The organism is Vibrio gigantis (genome assembly GCF_024347515.1).
Lineage (GTDB): Bacteria > Pseudomonadota > Gammaproteobacteria > Enterobacterales > Vibrionaceae > Vibrio > Vibrio gigantis.
In genome coordinates this window covers 750,360-771,514 of the sequence record NZ_AP025493.1, presented here as the reverse complement: position 1 = coordinate 771,514, position 21,155 = coordinate 750,360, and the positions used below count along the sequence as shown (strand labels likewise).

At 43.9% G+C, this 21,155-nt stretch carries 19 protein-coding genes; 15 read left to right on the top strand and 4 right to left on the bottom strand.

Annotation, left to right across the window (positions count from 1 at the left end):
- The first annotated feature begins 14 nt into the window (after positions 1 to 14).
- On the top strand, positions 15 to 1,109 hold the full coding sequence (locus tag OCV56_RS19540) for an autoinducer 2-binding periplasmic protein LuxP (RefSeq protein WP_086712585.1): 1,095 nt from the start codon (positions 15 to 17) through the stop codon (positions 1,107 to 1,109).
- Positions 1,109 to 3,682: a quorum-sensing autoinducer 2 sensor kinase/phosphatase LuxQ gene (gene luxQ / locus OCV56_RS19535; protein ID WP_086712586.1), complete on the top strand. Its 2,574-nt coding sequence runs from the start codon at positions 1,109 to 1,111 to the stop codon at positions 3,680 to 3,682. Before OCV56_RS19540 ends, luxQ begins: the two co-directional genes overlap by 1 nt.
- Before the next feature lie 85 nt (positions 3,683 to 3,767).
- Here luxQ and OCV56_RS19530 read toward each other — a convergent pair whose 3' ends face one another.
- On the bottom strand, positions 3,768 to 4,427 hold the full coding sequence (locus OCV56_RS19530) for a PilZ domain-containing protein (protein ID WP_086712587.1): 660 nt from the start codon (positions 4,425 to 4,427) through the stop codon (positions 3,768 to 3,770).
- A 194-nt stretch (positions 4,428 to 4,621) separates the two neighbouring features.
- Between OCV56_RS19530 and OCV56_RS19525 the strand changes: the two genes are divergently transcribed.
- Positions 4,622 to 4,972, top strand: coding sequence for a HopJ type III effector protein (locus OCV56_RS19525; RefSeq protein WP_086712588.1), 351 nt, complete (start codon positions 4,622 to 4,624; stop codon positions 4,970 to 4,972).
- A 116-nt stretch (positions 4,973 to 5,088) separates the two neighbouring features.
- Here OCV56_RS19525 and OCV56_RS19520 read toward each other — a convergent pair whose 3' ends face one another.
- Positions 5,089 to 5,397 (bottom strand): DUF1289 domain-containing protein, encoded by a 309-nt coding sequence (locus tag OCV56_RS19520; RefSeq protein WP_086712589.1) that lies wholly within the window; start codon positions 5,395 to 5,397, stop codon positions 5,089 to 5,091.
- Between the two features lie 159 nt (positions 5,398 to 5,556).
- Between OCV56_RS19520 and yegD the strand changes: the two genes are divergently transcribed.
- The 4 genes from yegD to OCV56_RS19500 all read left to right on the top strand — a co-directional run bounded on the left by yegD (position 5,557) and on the right by OCV56_RS19500 (position 10,217).
- Positions 5,557 to 6,909, top strand: coding sequence for a molecular chaperone (gene yegD / locus OCV56_RS19515; protein WP_086712590.1), 1,353 nt, complete (start codon positions 5,557 to 5,559; stop codon positions 6,907 to 6,909).
- Between the two features lie 490 nt (positions 6,910 to 7,399).
- Entirely contained in the window at positions 7,400 to 8,458 is a 1,059-nt protein-coding gene (locus OCV56_RS19510) for a porin (protein WP_086712591.1), read from the top strand.
- Positions 8,459 to 8,801: 343 nt separating this feature from the next.
- A complete protein-coding gene (locus OCV56_RS19505) occupies positions 8,802 to 9,434 on the top strand; it encodes a fumarylacetoacetate hydrolase family protein (RefSeq protein ID WP_086712592.1) in 633 nt (210 codons plus the stop codon).
- A 150-nt stretch (positions 9,435 to 9,584) separates the two neighbouring features.
- The gene (locus tag OCV56_RS19500; RefSeq protein WP_086712762.1) at positions 9,585 to 10,217 is read left to right on the top strand and encodes a LysE family translocator; all 633 of its coding nucleotides are present in this window, start codon (positions 9,585 to 9,587) and stop codon (positions 10,215 to 10,217) included.
- 103 nt (positions 10,218 to 10,320) lie between these two features.
- Here the strand turns inward: OCV56_RS19500 and OCV56_RS19495 are convergent, their stop codons facing one another.
- Positions 10,321 to 12,027, bottom strand: coding sequence for a phospho-sugar mutase (locus OCV56_RS19495; RefSeq protein ID WP_086712593.1), 1,707 nt, complete (start codon positions 12,025 to 12,027; stop codon positions 10,321 to 10,323).
- 486 nt (positions 12,028 to 12,513) lie between these two features.
- Here OCV56_RS19495 and coxB point away from each other — a divergent pair, with 486 nt between their 5' ends.
- The 4 genes from coxB to OCV56_RS19475 all read left to right on the top strand — a co-directional run bounded on the left by coxB (position 12,514) and on the right by OCV56_RS19475 (position 17,222).
- The gene (coxB, locus tag OCV56_RS19490; protein WP_086712594.1) at positions 12,514 to 13,734 is read left to right on the top strand and encodes a cytochrome c oxidase subunit II; all 1,221 of its coding nucleotides are present in this window, start codon (positions 12,514 to 12,516) and stop codon (positions 13,732 to 13,734) included.
- Positions 13,731 to 15,392, top strand: a complete 1,662-nt coding sequence (ctaD, locus tag OCV56_RS19485) for a cytochrome c oxidase subunit I (protein ID WP_086712595.1) — start codon at positions 13,731 to 13,733, stop codon at positions 15,390 to 15,392. The genes coxB and ctaD overlap by 4 nt, the downstream gene beginning before the upstream one ends.
- A gap of 11 nt (positions 15,393 to 15,403) precedes the next feature.
- A complete protein-coding gene (locus OCV56_RS19480; protein WP_086712596.1) occupies positions 15,404 to 16,033 on the top strand; it encodes a cytochrome c oxidase assembly protein in 630 nt (209 codons plus the stop codon).
- 304 nt (positions 16,034 to 16,337) lie between these two features.
- Positions 16,338 to 17,222 (top strand): cytochrome c oxidase subunit 3, encoded by an 885-nt coding sequence (locus tag OCV56_RS19475; protein WP_086712597.1) that lies wholly within the window; start codon positions 16,338 to 16,340, stop codon positions 17,220 to 17,222.
- A gap of 19 nt (positions 17,223 to 17,241) precedes the next feature.
- Here the strand turns inward: OCV56_RS19475 and OCV56_RS19470 are convergent, their stop codons facing one another.
- Complete coding sequence (locus OCV56_RS19470) at positions 17,242 to 17,472, bottom strand: DUF2909 family protein (protein ID WP_029203703.1); 231 nt, start codon at positions 17,470 to 17,472, stop codon at positions 17,242 to 17,244.
- Here OCV56_RS19470 and OCV56_RS19465 point away from each other — a divergent pair.
- From OCV56_RS19465 to cyoE, 4 genes are all read left to right on the top strand, one after another.
- Complete coding sequence (locus tag OCV56_RS19465; protein WP_086712763.1) at positions 17,384 to 18,301, top strand: SURF1 family protein; 918 nt, start codon at positions 17,384 to 17,386, stop codon at positions 18,299 to 18,301. The genes OCV56_RS19470 and OCV56_RS19465 overlap by 89 nt on opposite strands.
- Before the next feature lie 54 nt (positions 18,302 to 18,355).
- Positions 18,356 to 18,964 (top strand): hypothetical protein, encoded by a 609-nt coding sequence (locus OCV56_RS19460; protein ID WP_086712598.1) that lies wholly within the window; start codon positions 18,356 to 18,358, stop codon positions 18,962 to 18,964.
- A gap of 72 nt (positions 18,965 to 19,036) precedes the next feature.
- Positions 19,037 to 20,092: a COX15/CtaA family protein gene (locus OCV56_RS19455; protein WP_086712599.1), complete on the top strand. Its 1,056-nt coding sequence runs from the start codon at positions 19,037 to 19,039 to the stop codon at positions 20,090 to 20,092.
- On the top strand, positions 20,082 to 21,056 hold the full coding sequence (cyoE, locus tag OCV56_RS19450; protein WP_086712600.1) for a heme o synthase: 975 nt from the start codon (positions 20,082 to 20,084) through the stop codon (positions 21,054 to 21,056). Before OCV56_RS19455 ends, cyoE begins: the two co-directional genes overlap by 11 nt.
- Positions 21,057 to 21,155 lie beyond the last annotated feature (99 nt).

Here is a 21,155-nt window from a genome sequence, read left to right as displayed (position 1 = left end):
AAAACGAGAAAAATATGAAACGCTTACTGATGTTGTTTGGACTTGCCGTATTTTCTGCGTCCGCTCTCTCCCATGGAACCCATGTCCTTAACGGGTATTGGGAGTACCAAGATTACCTTTCTAACTTTCCTGAACAAAAAGCCTTAACCGATAAAATGGTTCAGGCCGTGCAAAGTCACCCAGTTCCATTGAAACAAGTTCAAGATGAACCGATCACGATTTCAGTTGTGTATCCGGGTCAACAGATTTCCGACTATTGGGTTCGTAATATTCAGGCCTTTGAAAAGCGACTTGATAAACTCAGAATTAACTATCAGATCAATCAAGTGTTTACGCGAGTGAATGCGGATCTCGCTCAACAAAGTATCTCGTTACAAGAAGCCATTGAAAACAAAACGGATTACTTGATCTTTACGTTAGACACCACGCGCCATCGCAAGTTTATTGAGCATGTGTTGATCTCGACAGATACGAAGTTGATTCTTCAAAACATCACAACTCCAGTTCGTGCCTGGGCAGATAGACAGCCGTTTATGTATGTGGGGTTTGACCATGCCACCGGCAGCTTGAAACTGGCAGACTACTTTAAAGAGGTCAGCCAGCCAGACAGTAAATATTCTGTGTTATATCGTTCAGAAGGTTATATCAGTGACGCTCGTGGTGATACGTTCATTCATGAAGTAAATAGTGATAGTAATTTTGCCTTAAGATCTTCTTTTTACACAAAATCAGATAAAGAGAGTAGTTATCAGGCTGCTAAAATCAGCATAGAGAAAGATAAAGACCTAGACTTTATTTACGCATGTGCAACTGATGTCGCTTTGGGCGCTGCGGAAGCCATTCGTGAATCGGGAAGAGATATCTTAGTCAATGGTTGGGGCGGCGGTTCTGCTGAGCTTGAAGCTATTGCAAGAGGAGACTTAGATGTGACGGTTATGCGTATGAATGACGACACGGGTATCGCGATGGCAGAAGCAATTAAGTGGGATCTGGCCGGGGAGCAAGTTCCGACTGTTTACTCAGGCGAATTTGAAATTGTGACCAAAGATGATTCCCCAGAACGCATTTCAGAACTTAAGCAGAGAGCATTTAGGTACTCAGGTCAATAATGAAGAAAAGCTACGCCAGTACACCAAGGAACACCTTAGCCAAATTACTTACGCGTATCATTATTTTAGTGATAGGCGTGATGGCACTTGGCGTGCTTATTCATAACTACGAAACCAGCAGTAACATTGTCAAACAAGAGACGAATCGAACTGTCCAGCAGACCTCTAGTTTAATCCAGAATATGTTTGATTATCGTTTGTCGGTATTACAAATCCATCAAGACAGCAGTTCGCACAGTGAAACACTGAGAGAGTATTTTGACACTAGCAATGAAGAGGCTCTGAGCTACTTTTTCTTTGGTGTTGATCAACGTGAGCCAGATCATGCCCCAGACTTACGTTTCGTTTCTACTCATGACGGCTTGGTTTGGGAGGATGGAAATAGCCAATTTTATGGGTTGGATGAGGCTAACTTAAAACGCATTTCTGATGAGGTATCGTTCAGTAGTAATTGGCACTTTTTGAAGATCTCCACCAATATTGGTGACCGACATTTATTGGCTCGTCGAACTCCTGTTGTTGATCATAAAACAGGTGAAGTTCTTGGCCAGCTCTATATCGCTATCGTACTCGACAATAATTTCTCTCTTGCAGAATCTATTCAGCAGGGCAGTAACTGTGAGAATATTGTTATTGAAGCTCATGGTACACCGGTTACGTCGACATTCAGTGGTGATGAAACCTATACAATAAAAGAAGTCCTCAATTATCAAATGTACGAGCAATTACCTCGTCATTTTGTCACTATCGCAACGATTAAGATTAATTCCGTAGAGACGCCCCTAATCATTCGTGCTGTCCAGAAGAACACCAATTTTATTGCATTAGAAGAGAATTATGAGCGAGCGATCATCGTAGTAGTTGTGGTGATCATATTGATGTCATTCTTTGCGCGAACTTGGATTCAAAGAAGGGTTGCCGCTGAGCTAGATAAGCTGATGGATTTCACTCGTTCAGCAAGTGATGGTGAGGAGTACAACAAGTTCGATGGTTCTAATATTTTCGAATTTCATCATATTGGTTGTACCCTTGAAGACACCTTTGAGCGCTTATCAGAACAGAATCAAAAATTTCAAGACCTCTTTAACTTTGCTCATTCTCCTATCTTGGTTTGGTCTGATAAAGGTGATTTGATTCAGATGAACCCCGCGGCTCGTATGGCGCTATTTGACGCCGATGATAACTATGGCCCAATCGCTCAAGAATTTGAGCATCGTATGTTGCCTAACATTCAAATGGTGGTTCAAGGTTCTAAGCTAACGGGTATTAATGTCCCCATTGGTGAAAAGGTGTTTCGCTGGAATATGTCTGCTATTCGCGTAGAACACGGCATCACAGGTGTGGTAGTGCAAGGACAAGATATTACTAAGCTTATCGAGGCTGAACGACAGGCAGATAGAGCAAGAGAGGAAGCAGAGCACCTTGCGAATGTACGTGCAGACTTCTTAGCTAAGATGAGTCATGAAATTCGCACACCGCTCAACGGTATTCTCGGTGTGTCTCAGTTGCTGAAGCGCTCTATACACAGTGAAGACAACCGGGAACAGGTAGATGTACTTTGTAATAGTGCAGAACATTTACTGGCGGTACTTAACGATATCTTGGACTTCTCAAAGATTGAGCAAGGGCAATTCAATATTCAAAAGAAAGACTTCCGCTTGGAGGAGTTGGTTAATACCTTAGACAGCATCTATCGTCCTTTGTGTGAAGATAAATCCGTCGAATTTACCATTGTGAATCACTTGGTTGATGACATCGAAATCAACACCGACCAAGTACGTCTCAACCAGATCATGTTTAACCTGTTGAGCAACGCCCTTAAATTCACTCATCAAGGCGGTATATCTGTCAACTTTGAGCTTGAGAGTATCTTTAACTCTGATCACGCCAGCTTAATCGTTCGAGTGAAAGATTCAGGTATTGGTATTGATGAAAGCAAAATTGATGCTGTTTTTGAAGCCTTTGTTCAAGCAGAAGAGACCACTACTCGTGAGTATGGCGGTACCGGATTAGGACTTACGATTGTAAAAAATCTGGTCGACATGCTAGAAGGGGACATTCAAGTCCGCAGCGTGATAGGTCAAGGCTCAGAATTCATGATAGAAATTCCAGTGATTGTGCGCGCCAAACCGCTATTAGTTGATGCTAAGCAACAAGCTGAAGTTGAACCAGAAGCGTTGTTTAGTGGGCCTTTGAATGTGTTGCTGGTGGAAGATAATCACACCAACGCCTTTATTGCACAGGCTTTCTGTAAGAAATATGGCATGGTTGTCACTTGGGCTAAAGATGGCTTAGAAGCGATAGAGATGGCTAAGACGATAACCTATGACCTGATCTTGATGGATAACCAGCTTCCAAATCTTGGTGGTGTTGAGACCACTCAGCAACTAAGAGATGAGATTGATGTGTCAGCCCCAATTTATGCTTGTACCGCTGATGCTCAAGAGTCAACAAGAGACAGTTTTTTGGCCGCTGGGGCGAATTATGTAATTGTAAAACCGATTAAAGAAGAGTCGCTACACCAAGCGTTTGTTCATTTTAAAAACTCATACTGGAATGACACAGAGCACTAAGGTTAAGCTTAGTGCTCTTTAATTCATTTGGTTGAAGAGGCGCGACTAATTTGGTGTCGCGGTACAAATCCTGTTGAGCTTGTCTTTATATTGAACCTGCGACAAAGGCTTGTTCCAACAGCAGTGTTTTTAATTCATCACTCATATCTAGGTGTTCAGGAAATTGGATACCTAACAACCAGCCTTGTCTTTGCCTTTTCTTACTCACCACTTTGTAAACCAGATCGTCATCTAAGTACTCATTCAAGTCGGAGTTAACTTGTATCTTCCAACCCACGTCGATATCTGACTGCTGCGTAAGATAGATACCGCATCCTGACGCTGAAAAATCGACCAGAGTGGCATCTAGTGACAAAGTATCGAAAATGACTTCACAATTAAGGCGTACCTTATACCTTTCGTGTTCACGGATAGGCTTGGTGGCAAAGTTTGAAGGTGGGCGAAGGAAGATAAGATGTGCCGGTGAGCTAATATGAGCAAGTACATTGGTTTTGAACGCGATAATATGCCCAAGTTCGGTGTCGGTAATCGCACGAACAATAATATCAACGTTTGTTAGCTTTCTCAGTGTCAGTGCTTCTGTCGCTTTTTGTGAAAGTTCAAGGATAAGGTACTGATCTTCTTTGTGTCCGATATAAAGTGTATTGATTTGGATTGAGTCGTCTGGACCAAATTCCAATACACCTGCTGTTTTTGTACCCGGCTTTAGGTATCTGAACAGTTCTAAGTTTTTATCTTTATGCATATTCGTTACTGAACAATGTTAATCGCTTGATAAAATAATATAACGTCCTGATAAAACTATGTCATTAGTTTCATTAAAGTAATTAGCAGTCTACGACAAAAAAGTGAATCGCTGATCAAAGTAAACAACGGCTTACTCTTACTGTAAAACAAGATACACTGCTGACAGATATATACTTGATGGAGAAATAGTAAATGGAACTGAACACCTTATTGAATACTCTGGCTGAAACCCCAGAAACCGTGCAATTTGAAGATACAATGCAAGTGATTGAAGCTCATTATGATTTTTCTGAGAGCGAATTTCGCAATGGTGAGGTAGTGAATGCTGCAGGGCAGAATAATGGCTCGTGTAAGATTTTTGCTTTTGGTTTAGAGCAAGGCCTATCAGCAGAGCAAACACTTGCTTGTTTTGGTCAATTTTATCGTAACGACGTGCTGGGTTTTCCTGAGAACACCGACCATCAGAATATTCGCAACTTCATGGTTCATGGCTGGAACGGTATACAGTTTTCTCAGCCTGCGCTGATTGCAAAAGCGAAGTAGATGCGCACTAGGTAACTATTAGGTCGAAGCGTAGTGCCGTATTTTGAAGCGAGAAAATAACCTCTCGCTTTTTGTCTATATTGAACCGGCTCGTAACTTGCTGAATAGGTTTCAAACTACTGAATAGGCAAAGCAGACAAGCATTTACGGCACATACAAACTCCAGCCTTTGGAATATTGCTAGTATCTCGTTTTTCTAGCTCAAAACACCAACACGTCTCTTTGCCCGCACTGATATCACATTGAGCTGGCTCACTACACTGCGGGCATTGGTGGGTCGAACTCGCACCACTAAGGTTATCCATTACCGATACTCGTTCATCTTCAGATAAGCCTTTCCAGCCTATAATTTCATTCATTGTTCGAAAGCAACCGCTACACATTCCGCCATTATTTTTGCAAGCCGCTCGGCAAGGTGTTTTCATTTATCTAACCTGTGATCCATTTGGGCTGAAATGTAGCATATTTGTTTGCCTATTAAGAGTCGGCAAGCTAAAAAATGACTAAGTAAAAGAAGTAAATGACCTCGTAATTTCAAGGCTTTTCATGTAGCATCTCGCCCCTTTTGTTGAGTGGGGGATATTATGTTTATTGGATTTGATTATGGAACTGCAAACTGTTCTGTCGCGGCTATGGTTAATGGAGAGCCAAGCCTGTTACCTCTAGAAGGTAACAACCACTATATTCCCTCAACCGTGTTTGCTCCTACTCGTGAGAGTGTCTCTGAACACCTATTCCGTCACTTGAATATCAAACCGAGTGATGCGATTGGTGAGCAAGTGCTCCGACGTGCTATTACACTGAACAGAGAAGAGAGTATCGACCTAGTGCCTGAAGACATGGCATTTGGTCAGGCTGCGTTGGATCTCTATTTAGAAGACCCTCGCGACGTTTATTATGTTAAGTCTCCTAAGTCTTTCCTTGGCGCGAGTGGACTGCATGATGTACAGGTGAGTTTCTTTGAAGATTTAGTGTGCGCCATGATGGCAAATATTAAACACCAAGCTGAGCGTACGACTCAACAGCAGATCAAACAAGCCGTCATCGGCCGACCAATTAACTTTCATGGTCGAGGTGGTGAAGAAGCAAACAGACAAGCTGAAGACATACTGTCTCGCGCAGCTAAGCGTGCAGGCTTCCTTGATATCGCTTTTCAATTTGAGCCAGTAGCCGCAGGTCTTGATTACGAAAGCACTTTAACTGAAAACCAAACAGTATTGGTCGTGGATATTGGTGGTGGTACCACCGATTGCTCATTATTAGAAATGGGCCCCACTTGGTCTGGTAAAGCGGATCGTACACAGAGTTTGCTAGCACACAGTGGACAGAGGGTTGGGGGTAACGACCTCGATATCTATCTTGCGTTCAAACAACTGATGTCACCTTTTGGTATGGGCAGTAAAGGTATTTCGGGTATTGATATGCCACTGACTCAATTTTGGAATCCGATTGCGATCAACAATGTAGAAGCTCAGAAGAATTTCTATTCAAGAGAAAACCTAGCAGCATTGAAATTACTTCGTAAAGAAGCGTCAGAACCTCAAAAGCTAGAACGTTTGATGAAGGTTTATCATGATACTTTAGGTTACGGCATTGTGCGCAGAGCTGAAGAAGCTAAGATCGCGCTGGCAGAATCTTCTCAATATCGTGCTGCGATTAATGTTGCCTCTGAACTGGTCGAGGTTGACATCTCAATAGAACAGATGGTTGAAGCGATTGAAACGCCAAAGTCTAAGATGATTGAGTTGGTTAAAGAAGCGATTCAACAAGGTCAGAAAAAGCCAGACGTAATCTACATGACGGGTGGTTCAGCTCGCTCACCTATACTTCGTGAAGCCGTACAAAAAGCTGTCCCGAATGTGCCTATCGTGAGTGGTAATTACTTCGGTTCAGTAACTGCAGGTTTAGCTCGTTGGGCTGAGGTTTACTTCAAATAATAGTGCAATGATGAGTTATTAAGGGCAACCAATCGCTGATTGGTTGCCCTTTTTTTGTATTTTCTCTAGTGAACTTTCAATTGAGTGATTTTTCCTAGATCAAATTGGGAATTGTTTTACAGAGTTAAATATTTCAGTAGGGTTCACTGTGTTACAAAATGTTTCAAAATCAGAAGTGTGCCACTCAATGGTCTAATGAGTAATGTATCACTTTGAATTTCAATGCTACTTTCACGACTGAAAAATCAAAACTCGATGAGGTGTCGTTCTCAAAATATAAAAAATCTCGAGTATTTTTCTTTTGCATTGCTTTGATTTATAATGGTTTTTTGTTTTTTATAGTGCAATTTTTTTTATTTTATATATTTTAATGCAACTTTTTTGTCATTCGTATATTAGTGTTTTCCTACTTGTTAAATGCAGGTAACAACTTCTCCGTAAGCACGAGGTTGTTAGTGAATAACTCACCCAGTTACAAATGGATATGACAATGAATAAGAAACTTTTAGCGCTAGCAATTTCTGGTGCAGTATTTGGTACACAGGCAGTTGCAGTAGAACTTTATAACGAAGACGGCACAACATTCTCAGTTGGCGGCCATGTTTCAGTTGCAGTTGGTGACGTAAACAGCGATGACCGCCTTAACAGCGATGACATCGGTGTAGAGACTGTTTCTCCACGTATTAATTTCGGTGCAACTCACGAACTAGGTAACGGCTTTACTGCTGATGCTAAAGGTGAATGGGCGCTAAACATGCTTGACGGTGGTGATGAGTCATTCACAACTCGTCTTGGCTACGTAGGTCTTTCTCATGATGACTTAGGCCGCGCAGCAGTTGGTACTCAATGGGCACCTTACTACAACGTTGCTGGTGTTGCAGATATGCCAATCGCATTCGCGAATGACTTCATCTACGACGACCACGGTAACCTAGGTACTGGTCGTGGTGAAGAGATGGTGAGCTACTCAAACGCTCTAGATTTCGGTAATGCGGGTTCTCTAAGTGCAGCTGTTGCATGGCAAGGTCGTAAAGCTGATAAAGTTACTGCAAATACTCAAAACGAATACGGTAACCGTGGTCAAATCGCTTTAAACTACGCTATTGCTGATGTCACTGCGAACTACGCATACAATACAGGTGATGTTGATTACGTTGGTGTTTCTGGTTCAAAAACTGCCGATTCACACGTATTAAGTGCAACTTACGGTTCATACGGTGCTGAAGGTCTTTACCTTGCAGGTGTGTACGCAATGAACAACTACATGAACTCACACAAAGGTGATGTTCTTGAAGAGACAGTTGCGATTGAATTACTAGCGTCTTACGCTCTTTCTAACAGCCTGAACCTAAGCGTGAACTACGAAGCAGTAGAAGACGAAAAGATGAGCGAAACAGTATTTAGCACTACAGCAGTACAAGCTGAATACAACTTCACGTCTCAGTTTGTAGGCTTTGCTGGTTACCAGTTCGATCTACAAGGTTCTGGTGCTACTTACAAAGAAAAAGCAGACGACCAATGGCTACTTGGTGCTCGTTACTACCTGTAAGCCGCTAACTAATTTAGCATAGTGTTTACTCCTTAGGTTTACCTTTTTGGATACTGTCCTAGACACCATGCTAAGCCCTCTCTGACTTTTTGTTAGAGAGGGCATCTTTCGTTCTAGACTGAGCAATTCTGGCTTTTCCTTCATGTCCCCGGCTATTCATTTTATCTACGTAGTTATAGGTCTTGTTATCAGTTCCTGTACGCAGAGATCTTCATCTAAAAGCTTTCAAATCATCGAATTGAGCTAAAGATCAGAATTTAGATATTGGTTACCATCTTGTCGAAGACTCTCTTTTGATGATGCGTTAAACTCTGCACTTCAAAAAATAGTTCAGGGATAAACTATGAGCAGTGTTGTCGATCAGGAACAGCTGATGAATTCGAAACGAACAGCAACTCCAACCAAGGTGCTGTGTGTTGGGCGTAACTATGTCGATCACATCGAAGAACTAAACAATGCAATCCCAGACTCTATGGTGGTTTTCAATAAACCGAACACCAGTGTTACGTCATCTCTGTCTTCTTTTCACCAAGAAGCACTACACTATGAAGCTGAAATCTGCTTTATCGTTGAAAATGGTCAGTACTCGGCTGTAGGTTTAGGGTTAGATCTTACCAAACGTAAATTACAAAGTAGCTTAAAAGCGAAAGGCTTACCTTGGGAGCGGGCCAAAGCGTTTGATGGTTCAGCGGTATTTAGTCGCTTTGTTCCAACTGATAACTTAGACCTTGCAGACTTGAATCTAGAGCTGTTTATTAACTGTGTTCGCGTTCAAAAAGGGCACGTAGAACAGATGCTATATTCTCCACAAACTATCCTCGAAGAGTTAACCTCTTACACGACTTTGCTTGATGGCGATGTTGTAATGACAGGAACCCCCAAAGGCGTTGGTGAGGTGCATCGAGGTGATATATTCCTTGGTCGTCTAAAGTGTGGTGAAACGACACTGATTGAGATCGAGTGGGTAGCAAGTTAATCAGTTCTTTCTATTTAGTTAATAAATTGGAATTATCGCTTAATTCTGGTTTTTAATTCGAATAAATAAACGTCGAACAACTGATTGCATCTGGAAGGGTGTTGGTAATTGATATAAAATCCGCCTCCGTTTTTATCAATGCTGAAACCCATGATCGACTTAACCATTTTACCTGTTTACCTGACTGCTGTTGTTGCACTTCTCCTTTTACCTGGCCCTGATATGTTACTGATCGCGAGCTCAAGTATGAGCTATGGCCGCAAGGTTGGTGTGTTCGCAAGTTTAGGCAACGCGACTTCTGGAATCATTCTGACAGTGTTAGCGGCTATGGGTGTATCAGCGTTGATCGCAATGAGCCCAATAGCGCTTAAAGCTCTCCACTTGTTAGGCGGTGCGTACTTGTTGAAGATGGGGGGGGATTGCCTTCGAACAGAACAGGGTAACGCGCCTGAGTTAAGTGATAACTTTGCAGCAAAAGCTTATTACCAAAGAGCGCTCATTAGTAACCTGCTTAATCCTAAAGCGTTGGTTTTCTTTGTGATGTTTTTGCCTCAGTTCGTGTCGACGAATATTGAAGCGACTTCGGGCGAGCAAATGCTCGTTTTGGGTTTATTACTGAATGTTCTCGGCCTAACGTTCAATTTTTTGCTAGTCGCTTTAGTGGGTACGATAGGCAAGTCTTTGGTAGAAAATGCTAAGTTTCGCACCTACCAACAGAAAGTTATGGGTGGAGTTTTCATCGTCTTGGCGGTGTGGATGCTGTCTTCTTTCTTTACGTCGTAAGCTCACAACCAAAATATACTTCCGGGGTTAGCCGCCGAAAAAAAATGGACGCTCTAAGCGTCCATTTTTGTTTTTAACTGTTATACGTTGAACATATCAATCGTTAAGAATTCAGTTCCTGCTGGTGTTGCTCAATTAGGTTCTCCATGTACTGCTCACCGCGCAGGCGAGTGTCTTCGTACGTTTCTGTCCCTTCAAATCTTGTTACCGTCTCATAATAGACTTTCACTTTTGGCTCTGTGCCCGAAGGTCTTACGATAATGCGTGAACCATCTTCGAGATGATAGATGAGTACATCACTCGCGGGCAGGTTAATGGCTTCAGTATTCCCGCCAATAACAAAGCGCAGAGAAGACTGTAGGTCTTCTATCACAGAGATAGCGACACCGTTTATGGCTTTAGGCTGAGCCGAGCGGAGTTTAGAACCAATCGACGGTGAATCTGGGTCAAGGGCAATACTTCGCTGGGCATTGGTGTGAACCCCATGCTCAAAGGAAATTTGAGCCAGAAGATCCCAAACCGTTCGACCTTGAGCTTTCAACTCTTCAACCAATTGGGCAAACACGACAATCGCAGACAGTCCATCCTTGTCCCTTACCTGAGTACCAATCGTGTATCCTAACGCTTCTTCATAAGCGAACAAGAACTCGTTCTGATCATCTTCCAACTGCATGCCAATATTAGCCAACCATTTAAACCCGGTCAGCGTTTGGAAATAAGTCGCACCATGAGATTGAGCTACTTTTTCAAGCAAGGTTGAAGATACGATACTGTTACCTACCAATTGATTTTTGGTGTGTGGTTTTGATAACAAGTAATGCGCGAATAGCACACCCACTTGGTCACCTGTTAGCATTTTGTATGAGCCATCATCTGTCCTCACAGCAACCGCAAATCGGTCCGCATCAGGGTCATTGGCACAAGCAATATCGGCATCGACACTTTTCGCTAGGTTGACCACCAGATCCATCGCGCCTTTTTCTTCCGGGTTAGGGAAGTTGACTGTTGGGAAGTTACCATCTGGCTCTCTTTGCTCGGCCACACTGAATACTTTGTGGAAACCAGAATCATGAAGAAGATCCTCAGCCATTTGTGCGCCGACACCATGCATTGCGGTGTAGGTGATTGTAGTGTTCGCCGACTCAATATCTTTACTCACATATGGGCTCTGGTTGATCGCAGCGCGATACGTTTGGTAATAGCCTCCAGTCAACCACACTAATTTGCCTTGTGCTTCAGCATCACTCAGGCTCATTAAAGGAATAGGTTTGGTTGATGCGATATCGATTTCAGCGGCAATGCCAGCATCGTGAGGAGGAATGATCTGAGCGCCATTCTCCCAGTACACTTTGAAACCATTGTATTCCGGTGGGTTGTGGCTGGCTGTCACCACAACAGCCGCAGCTGCATTGAAGTGCTCAATACCAAAGGCCACAATAGGGGTTGCTGCGACATTCGACGTTAAATAAACCTTAATGCCTAAAGCAGTGAGCACGGAAGCAGTATCAATAGCGAACTGCTTTGAATCTAAACGGCCGTCATAACCCACGACCACACCGCGAATGGTGGCATTAGCAACATGTTCGATTAAATAGTGGCCGAGTCCGGTTGCTGTTTCCTGTATGACTAAACGGTTCATTCGATTTGGGCCGCATCCCACTTTGCCTCGAAGTCCTGCCGTTCCGAACTCTAATCGTTGAATAAATCGGTCTTCTAATTCGTCGTGCATTCCCTCATCGATGAGGTGTTGAAGTTCTTCACGAGTTCTTGGGTCTGGGTCTCTCGCTAACCAATTCATTGCGTCTTGCATAATCACTAAACCTTTTAATGTCTGTATGACTTACTGTTGATTTAATTTAAGTGATATTGATTATCATTTCCATGAAAGCAATCGTAAAACTCGATATAAAATAAATTCCAACGGCAAGAGGGCATGTAGCTTAGTCACTTCAAATAATTGACTGTTTAGTAAGTAAACTTACCTTGAACAATTGGATATCACTAACTAGCCTTTTACATAAATATAACAAAACTTAACAGATTCGCCGTTTTTGAATCTTTCATGGAAACCTTCAACGCTTGTGAACCGTATCGGTTCATGGGGAGATATGGGCACTGATAGTACTTTAAGGCTATCTCCATGTGAGTTGTAGATTGAGATTCAGCCTTTTCATGTGTAGCCGGAATAACAATGAATGTTGTCCAGCTTTTAATGACATGTAGTTCGTAATGAAACATAGCTCGTAACGACATTTAGGTCGCAAGTATCCAATTTGGAAGGATAAGGAGAGATCTTTTGAAAAGATTACCGGTTAGGCTAGCGTGGCTTTTGAAGAGTTTTGTTGTGCTTTTAGTTTCGCCTTTAGTGCACGCAGCAAGTAGTGATTACAACATGACTCAAGGCGTCACTGAGATCAGTGGTAAGGTGTATGAACTTCATATGCTGATCTTCTACATTTGCTGTGCGATTGCTTTTGTTGTTTTTGGTGTGATGTTTTATTCGATTTTGAGGCACAGGAAATCGAAGGGGGCAGTTGCTGCTCATTTTCACGAAAGCACGAAAGTCGAAATTCTTTGGACCATTATCCCTATTATCATCCTCATCGCTATGGCGATCCCAGCCACCAAAACCTTGATAGCGATGGAAGATACCTCCCAATCAGACCTGACTGTTAAAATCACTGGCTCACAATGGAAATGGCATTACAGCTATTTTGGAGAAGACGTCGAGTTTTTCAGCCTCTTAGCGACCAGCGACAAAGAGATTGAAGGCGTCGAAGTGAAAGGCGCGCATTACCTACTAGAAGTTGATAAGCCGCTTGTTTTGCCTGTTGATCGTAAAGTCCGTTTCTTGATGACTTCGGACGATGTGATTCATTCATGGTGGGTGCCAGCATTTGCTGTTAAGAAAGATACCATTCCGGGTTTTATCAATGAGGCTTGGACAAAGATAGATGAACCCGGTGTTTACCGCGGGCAGTGTGCAGAGTTGTGTGGTCGTGCTCATGGTTTCATGCCAATAGTGGTGCATGCCATGGAAGAAGCTGACTTTGACACATGGTTAGCGGAGCAGAAAGAGTTAGCGATAGCCGAGCAACAAGCAGCGAAAGATGCATTAGATGCGTCACTTTCTTTGGAAGAGTTGAATATGATCGGTGAAGAGGTTTACAAAACTCGATGTGCAGTTTGTCATCAAGCAAACGGTGAGGGTATTCCTGGGGCGTTCCCAGCCATTAAAGGGAGCCCTATCGCTCTTGGTGATGTTGATGTTCATATCGACACCATTGTTTATGGTCGTGGCGGCACGGCGATGCAGGCATTCGATAATCAGCTAACCGAGAAAGAGATCGCAGCGGTAGTGACTTATCAACGAAACGCTTGGGGCAATGATACAGGTGATATTGTTCAGGCTTCAGATATTAACGCTTACAAAGTTAAACAAGAAGGCGGAGCCCAAGCACCTGACGAACAGGGCTCATCGGACGAAGCACAAAGTGATGCTAAGGAGCAGCTATGAGTTCACCAATCAATAAGCCGGTGAAATCGGCTCCAGCAGAAGACCAAGCGCTAAGCCATTCTGTGGAAGGTACACTGGGCAATAGTGATTTGCCTGCTGATGATCACGACTCACATGCGGCACCTAAAGGCTGGGCTCGTTGGCTATATTCAACCAATCATAAAGACATTGGGACACTTTATTTGTGGTTCAGCTTTGCGATGTTCTTAACGGGTGGAGCCATGGCAATGGTGATCCGCGCGGAGCTATTCCAACCGGGGTTACAACTCGTTGAGCCAGATTTCTTCAACCAGATGACCACAGTCCACGGCTTGATTATGGTGTTTGGTGCGGTGATGCCAGCATTTACGGGGTTAGCTAACTGGATGATCCCAATGATGATCGGTGCTCCAGATATGGCTTTGCCGAGAATGAATAACCTCAGCTTCTGGATCTTACCGTTTGCTTTTCTAATCTTAATAGGGTCTTTGTTTACAGAGGGTGGTGGCCCTAGCTTTGGGTGGACTTTTTATGCGCCACTCTCGACAACTTATGGCCCAGACAGCACAGCACTATTCGTATTCTCAGTACATATTATGGGGATCAGTTCGATAATGGGGGCGATTAACGTGATCGTAACCATTGTCAATATGAGAGCGCCGGGCATGACTTGGTTCAAGTTACCGATGTTCGTATGGACTTGGTTAATTACCGCTTTCCTACTGATAGCCGTTATGCCGGTACTGGCCGGTGCGGTCACCATGGTACTGACCGACAAATACTTTGGGACAAGCTTCTTTGATGCCGCTGGTGGTGGTGATCCGGTGATGTTCCAGCACATATTCTGGTTCTTTGGTCACCCCGAAGTGTACATCATGATCTTGCCGTCTTTTGGTATTGTCTCAGCCATCATCCCTGCATTCAGTGGTAAGCGTTTGTTTGGCTACCACTCGATGGTGTACGCGACTTGCAGTATCGCATTGCTGTCATTCTTGGTTTGGGCGCACCACATGTTCACCACGGGTATGCCAGTATTTGCTGAATTGTTCTTCATGTATTGCACTATGCTGATTGCGGTGCCGACCGGTGTGAAAGTGTTCAACTGGGTGGCGACCATGTGGCGAGGGGCTTTGACCTTTGAAACACCAATGCTGTTCGCTATCGCGTTTATTGTCCTATTTACGATTGGTGGGTTATCTGGATTGATGCTCGCTATCGTACCTGCTGATTTTCAATATCATGACACCTATTTTGTAGTGGCTCACTTCCACTATGTTCTGGTAACAGGTGCCGTGTTCTCGATTATGGCTGCCGCCTATTATTGGCTGCCGAAGTGGACAGGGCATATGTACGATCACAAGCTCAGCCTTTGGCATTTCTGGACGTCGGTGATTTCAGTCAATGTACTGTTCTTTCCAATGCACTTTTTAGGGTTAGCAGGCATGCCGCGTCGTATTCCTGATTACGCTATTCAGTTTGCTGATGTTAACCAAGTCGTGTCGATCGGTGGTTTTGCCTTTGGATTATCCCAGCTGATCTTCTTGTGGTTGGCTATTAAGTGCGTAAGAGGCGGAGAGCCTGCACCAAGCAAGCCTTGGGATAGGGCTGAAGGTCTTGAGTGGACTGTACCAAGCCCGGCGCCTCACCATACCTTTACTCACCCACCTAAAATCGATTAGAGGGATGAGCTATGAGCGATAAGCAAAGCGATTCAAATCATGATGATAAACAACCCAAGCGGTCAACCAAGAAGCGATCAACTAAAAAGCTGACGGGCTACCTGGTGTTGAGCGTCGTTGCGATGTTTGGCTTCGGGTTTGCTTTGGTGCCGCTCTACGATGTGATGTGTGAGGCTTTAGGCATTAATGGCAAAACTAACACTGTTTCTGCCGTTCAGCCTCAGGGAATGCAACCCGATTACTCTCGTACGGTCCGCGTTGAATTCATGTCACACATCAAGCCAGATATGCCATGGCAGTTTTCGCCTGAAGTTCGAGTGCTAGAGGTTCATCCTGGTGAGGTCGTTCAAACTAACTACATTGCCAAAAACCTATCTGGAGCCTCGTTAGTTGGTCAAGCCGTGCCGTCGGTTTCTCCAGGTATGGGGGCCACCTATTTTAATAAGATGGAGTGCTTTTGTTTTAATCAGCAGCCATTGGACGGGCACAAAAGCGCAGAAATGGGTTTGATATTTTACATTGAGCCAGATATTCCAGAATCGATACATACGCTTACGCTCTCTTATACATTATTCAATATCACGAATGAGGTGGGTGCTGCAGCCAATAAATCTGAGCCTAACGTACTCGCAAGTAACTAGGGCGTGTTGATCTTTCGAGCTGATTTTTGCGGCGAGTTGCTGGGTATTTGTACAAGACAGAGGCATCGATGTGTAGCTAGCCTACATGAGAAGCCGATAACGTAGTAGAAATGACCAGCAAACGCTGCCCGAAGGGTTCGGCTAAAAGTATTTTACTCTTTGTTGAGGAAGATTTGCTTAGAAAGACTAGGCTACTTCTCCCTCGCCGCGATTAAAATGCTTTTATCTCGAACAAAATTTAACCGCGAAAGGCCAATACGCCCTAGGGATTTACAGAACCAGTATCAACATAAGGAGTTGAGCGATGAGTTCTAAAAAGGAAGTTTATTTCGTTCCACATCAAAGCCACTGGCCATTGGTGGGTGCTGTAGCACTGTTTTTGGTCGCGGTTGGCGCTGGCTTGACGGTACAAAACATGGGTACTGATGCCGCTGGTGGTGTGTTTGGAAAAGCAGTGCTGTTAGTCGGATTTTGTGTGTTGCTTTACATGCTTGCAGGTTGGTTTAGCAATGTGATCACGGAATCATTAAGTGGTCTCTACTCTGAGCAGATATCTCGTTCGTTTCGACAAGGCATGAGTTGGTTTATCTTTTCCGAAATCATGTTCTTCGGTGCTTTCTTTGGTGCGCTTTTCTATGCTCGAATGATTTCTGTGCCTTGGATTGGTGGGGCGGGCAATAATGAAATGACTCACGAAGTGTTGTGGCCGATGTTCCAATCGATGTGGCCGCTAACAACCACACCTGATGGCGTGACGACACAAGCTATGCCTTGGCAGGGTATCCCTCTTAAGAACACCATTATTCTACTGCTTTCATCCGTGACGTTGCACATGGCGCACCTAAGCCTCGAACAAAATAAGCGCATGGCGTTAATCGTCTGGTTGGAGATCACGATTGTTCTAGCTGGCTTCTTCCTATTTTTCCAAGTTGAAGAGTATCTTCACGCTTATCAAGAGATGGGGCTGACACTTCAATCTGGCATCTATGGCAACACATTCTTCTTACTGACTGGATTCCATGGCTTGCATGTCTGTTTAGGAACCCTCTTTTTGATTGTGTTGCTAGCAAGGGTTGCGAAAGACCACTTCACTCCGAAAGACCATTTTGCGTTCCAAGCGGGCAGTTGGTATTGGCACTTTGTCGATGTGGTTTGGTTAGGTCTGTTTGTGTTTGTGTATGTGCTCTAACTGCTGAGCCTATTGGGAATTAATAGGGGCGAGGGTTGGGAGTTATCACTCCTGAACCTAAAGCCAGTAATAACAGTAACACGACAACAGCTGACCACATCACACGACGACCCAAGAAGTGGCTCAGTCTTTTGCCATTGTGTTTGCCCGAGGCGATTTGGATGAGACCTTTCATCAAATTGAAAGCGATAAAAAACAGCAAAGCGACCAATACAATTTTAAATAACAACACAAAGGTAGATGACGCCATAGTGATAACTCCAAACCGATTGATTGATGATGAACACAAGTTCCGCAGTAAAGGTTTTTGGATAGCGGTTATTTTAACTGTGGTTTCAGTCAGCGCTTTAATCAAGTTGGGCTTATGGCAACTGGATCGAGGTAACGAGAAACTGCGTTATGAACAGCAATTAACAGAGAGAGCACAACTATTGCCACAACGTTTGGGTGTCGTTATTTCTGAGTTGCGAGACATGAGTTTATCTGGGCAAGAGTCATTACCCCCTAAAACCCTAAACGGATTAAAAGTTGATGTTGAATTAGTCGATACGAGTGGCTTGATACTCTTGTTAGATAACCAGATTAACCAAGGAACGGTAGGGTATGTGATTTACATGTTGGGTGAGGTTCAATTTGAGGATGAAAACAAGCTCTTAGTGACTGAAAAACAATTATTGATCGATCTTGGGTTTGTTGCGGCAAGTAATGACAGAAGAGAGCTTCCTCAATTAGCAAGTATCAATGTACCGGCCACAATGTCAGGGCGCTTGTATACACGTTCAGTTAATCCTTTAAGTCATGAGTTGGGTTTAGAAAATACGACACCGAATAGAATCCAAAACCTAAACATAGCTGCGTTATCAGAGTACACCGGGCAGGAGGTGCTGCCCTTTGTATTCCAACCTCAGAGCTTAGATTCCTGGCCTTATGAGTTGTTATGGCGACCGACGGCTATGAAATCTGAGAAGCACTTTGGTTACTCGTTTCAATGGTTTGTAATGGCTGCCGTACTTTTGTTTTTGATGTTGTTGATAGGGTTCCGACATTTTAAGAAAAATAGCCCCATAAATAAGGACTAGGCACTCGAGATTGAAACAGTGTCTTAAAGGCAGTGCCTACCACAAGGAAGAAAGATGGATAAATCTCAAGCACAAATGAACCGGGAAAGTACTGATGCAAATATGGCTGAGCTTAAAAGCCGGCGTACTAAGGGACGTCTAGTATTAATCGGATTAGTTTTGATTTTCGCTTTACCTGCGATTATTGCCAAAACCGTGTTGGACCAGAATTGGTATACCTCAGGAGTCACTAACTCGGGTGAATTGATAGAACCTAGAACCACACTATCGGATTTCGGCGTAACGGTACCAATCGCAGGAGAGGGGTGGTTAGTCGGTTATATTGCTCCCATAGAATGTGAAAGCTTGTGTGAGCAACAGCTCCATTATTTGAATCAAAGCTATTTGGCGTTAGGTAAAAACAAAGAGCGGGTGACCCCCGTTGTTTTTGTATCGGAGGGTAACTTGTTATCGGGTTCGCTCGATAAGCCTGCTCTATCTCTGTTAGCTGGTGGCGATCAGTTAAGTACCGAGTTTTCACCGGCTTCCATTGTCATTATTGACCCACTAGGGCAGTTGGTTATGGAATACAAAAGTGTTTCAGAACCGTCGCAGTTAGTCGGGCAGTCTAAAGGCATGATTCATGATTTAAGAAAGTTACTTAAGTTGTCACGTGTTGGGTAGTTGAAAGTACAGGTAGATGACGTTAATGCTTGAGTGTTGTTAGCGAAGGGAATAAGTATAGGGAGATAAGTGATGCAGAATAAAGCCCCCGATTTACTGATGCTTGTGATGAGATTAACCATCTTGTTAACCCTTACCGTGATCGTTCTTGGAGCTTATACACGTTTGTCTGATGCTGGTCTTGGTTGTCCTGATTGGCCGGGGTGCTACGGTAAGATCACCGTGCCCTCTGATGCCCAAGCGGTGAATCAAGCCAATCTGCAATTTCCCGAGCGAGCACTCGAAGCAGAGAAAGCGTGGATTGAGATGATACATCGCTACTTTGCAGGAACATTAGGGCTGCTTATCTTTGTCGTTGTAGCTTGGTGTATTAAAAAGAATATTACTTCGATTGGGCTTCCTTTGCTTATTTCAGCCACTGTGATTTTTCAGGCTTTGCTTGGAATGTGGACGGTGACTCTCAAGTTGATGCCCGTTGTGGTTATGGCGCATTTGATGGGGGGCTTCACACTGTTGTCACTGTTGTGTCTGCTCTACTGTCGTTTGTCTCAATTCCAAAGCCGTTTTGGCGAGGCTTTTTATTCTCCATCACTTAAAGTTTGGGCGCTCTTTGGATTACTCATTGTGATTGGGCAGATACTACTTGGTGGCTGGACATCGTCAAACTATGCCGCTTTGGTGTGTACCCAACTGCCTATTTGTGAAGGTAACTGGATGAGCTACCTCGATTTCAAAAATGCGTTCGATTTTGCTCAACGCGGACATGATAATTATGAGTTTGGTGTGTTGGAGTATCCTGCAAGGCTCACCATCCATGTCATGCACAGGTTTGGGGCTATTGTGGCGACGTTAACGGTGCTGATGGTCGTGTACCAGTTATGGAAGTTTGGCCAAGCGCCCCATCAAAAGCTAAGCGTGATTGTCGCAATCGTGTTGTTCACTCAAATCAGTCTTGGGGTCAGCAATGTATGGTTTCACCTGCCAATCTCAGTTGCGGTTTTGCATAACCTAGTCGCAGCGATGTTGCTCATCAGCATGGTTGTAACCAATTTTGTGGTGTGGCAACGCAAACCGAGTGAGAGCTTGGTGAAGAACAGTGTATTACAAGGAGGTAATCATGGTAAGTAGAACGTCAACACAACATGAAGTAGTGGTTCAAGACGCAACCTTAAGTCATAAGATAACAGCCAACAACGACATAGCTTTAAGTAACGAAATGGCTGCAAAGAACAAAGCCACTTGGAAAGTTTACTTAACGCTGACCAAGCCTAAAGTGGTTGCTTTGATGTTGCTGACGACATTGGTCGGGATGTGTCTGGCTGTGCCTAATGGCTTACCTTTACAGCAAGCACTGTGCGGAATGATTGGGATAGGACTAATGGCGGGTTCAGCAGCTGCATTTAACCACTTGATCGATAAAAAGATCGACGGTCAGATGACTCGAACAAACCGACGACCTTTACCGTCAGGTGAGCTGAGTAGTGTGCGTGTATTCAGCTTTGCAGCGGGTATCGGCTTACTTGGATTCGTCACGCTTGTCGTGTGGGTCAATCAACTCACCGCTTGGCTAACTTTTGCAAGCTTGTTGGGTTATGCAGTGATTTATACCATGTACTTAAAGCGAGCGACGCCACAAAACATCGTGATTGCTGGGATCGCAGGTGCAATGCCTCCGCTATTGGGTTGGACGGCGGTTACCAATGAGTTGCACTCAAATGCTTGGTTGTTGGTGATGATCATCTTTATTTGGACGCCTCCGCACTTCTGGGCGTTGGCAATTCATCGTCGTGATGAGTATGCCAAAGTGAATATCCCCATGCTGCCTGTGACCCACGGAATCGAATACACTAAGACTTCTATTTTGCTCTATACCTTGTTGTTGAGCATCGTGTGTATATTGCCGGTGTTAGTCGGCATGAGCAGCTGGATATATTTGAGCGCTTCATTGGTGCTCAACGGTGGGTTTGTTTACCACGCTTGGGTACTTAAGTATCGTGATGAGCCTAATATGGCGATGAAGACCTTTAAGTTCTCCATCTATCATCTCATGATCTTGTTTGTTGCTCTGTTGGCAGACCACTATCTACTTTAACAACTGGCGTTTTTACTTTTACTGAACAAGAAAACGGATGCTTTGGGCATCCGTTTTTGTTTGGTTGATGACTAAAACGCACTTAATACAAAGTAAGTA

What these genes read in the sequence shown, in the direction of transcription:
- OCV56_RS19520 (WP_086712589.1), bottom strand. Translation starts at nt 5,397, where the DNA reads ATGAAAACACCTTGCCGAGCGGCTTGCAAAAATAATGGCGGAATGTGT.
- ctaD (WP_086712595.1), top strand. Translation starts at nt 13,731, where the DNA reads ATGAGTTCACCAATCAATAAGCCGGTGAAATCGGCTCCAGCAGAAGAC.
- OCV56_RS19530 (WP_086712587.1), bottom strand. Translation starts at nt 4,427, where the DNA reads ATGCATAAAGATAAAAACTTAGAACTGTTCAGATACCTAAAGCCGGGT.
- cyoE (WP_086712600.1), top strand. Translation starts at nt 20,082, where the DNA reads ATGGTAAGTAGAACGTCAACACAACATGAAGTAGTGGTTCAAGACGCA.
- OCV56_RS19495 (WP_086712593.1), bottom strand. Translation starts at nt 12,027, where the DNA reads ATGCAAGACGCAATGAATTGGTTAGCGAGAGACCCAGACCCAAGAACT.
- OCV56_RS19505 (WP_086712592.1), top strand. Translation starts at nt 8,802, where the DNA reads ATGAGCAGTGTTGTCGATCAGGAACAGCTGATGAATTCGAAACGAACA.
- OCV56_RS19500 (WP_086712762.1), top strand. Translation starts at nt 9,585, where the DNA reads ATGATCGACTTAACCATTTTACCTGTTTACCTGACTGCTGTTGTTGCA.
- OCV56_RS19460 (WP_086712598.1), top strand. Translation starts at nt 18,356, where the DNA reads ATGGATAAATCTCAAGCACAAATGAACCGGGAAAGTACTGATGCAAAT.
- OCV56_RS19510 (WP_086712591.1), top strand. Translation starts at nt 7,400, where the DNA reads ATGAATAAGAAACTTTTAGCGCTAGCAATTTCTGGTGCAGTATTTGGT.
- OCV56_RS19455 (WP_086712599.1), top strand. Translation starts at nt 19,037, where the DNA reads ATGCAGAATAAAGCCCCCGATTTACTGATGCTTGTGATGAGATTAACC.
- OCV56_RS19470 (WP_029203703.1), bottom strand. Translation starts at nt 17,472, where the DNA reads ATGGCGTCATCTACCTTTGTGTTGTTATTTAAAATTGTATTGGTCGCT.
- OCV56_RS19475 (WP_086712597.1), top strand. Translation starts at nt 16,338, where the DNA reads ATGAGTTCTAAAAAGGAAGTTTATTTCGTTCCACATCAAAGCCACTGG.
- yegD (WP_086712590.1), top strand. Translation starts at nt 5,557, where the DNA reads ATGTTTATTGGATTTGATTATGGAACTGCAAACTGTTCTGTCGCGGCT.
- OCV56_RS19525 (WP_086712588.1), top strand. Translation starts at nt 4,622, where the DNA reads ATGGAACTGAACACCTTATTGAATACTCTGGCTGAAACCCCAGAAACC.
- OCV56_RS19465 (WP_086712763.1), top strand. Translation starts at nt 17,384, where the DNA reads ATGAGACCTTTCATCAAATTGAAAGCGATAAAAAACAGCAAAGCGACC.
- OCV56_RS19540 (WP_086712585.1), top strand. Translation starts at nt 15, where the DNA reads ATGAAACGCTTACTGATGTTGTTTGGACTTGCCGTATTTTCTGCGTCC.
- luxQ (WP_086712586.1), top strand. Translation starts at nt 1,109, where the DNA reads ATGAAGAAAAGCTACGCCAGTACACCAAGGAACACCTTAGCCAAATTA.
- OCV56_RS19480 (WP_086712596.1), top strand. Translation starts at nt 15,404, where the DNA reads ATGAGCGATAAGCAAAGCGATTCAAATCATGATGATAAACAACCCAAG.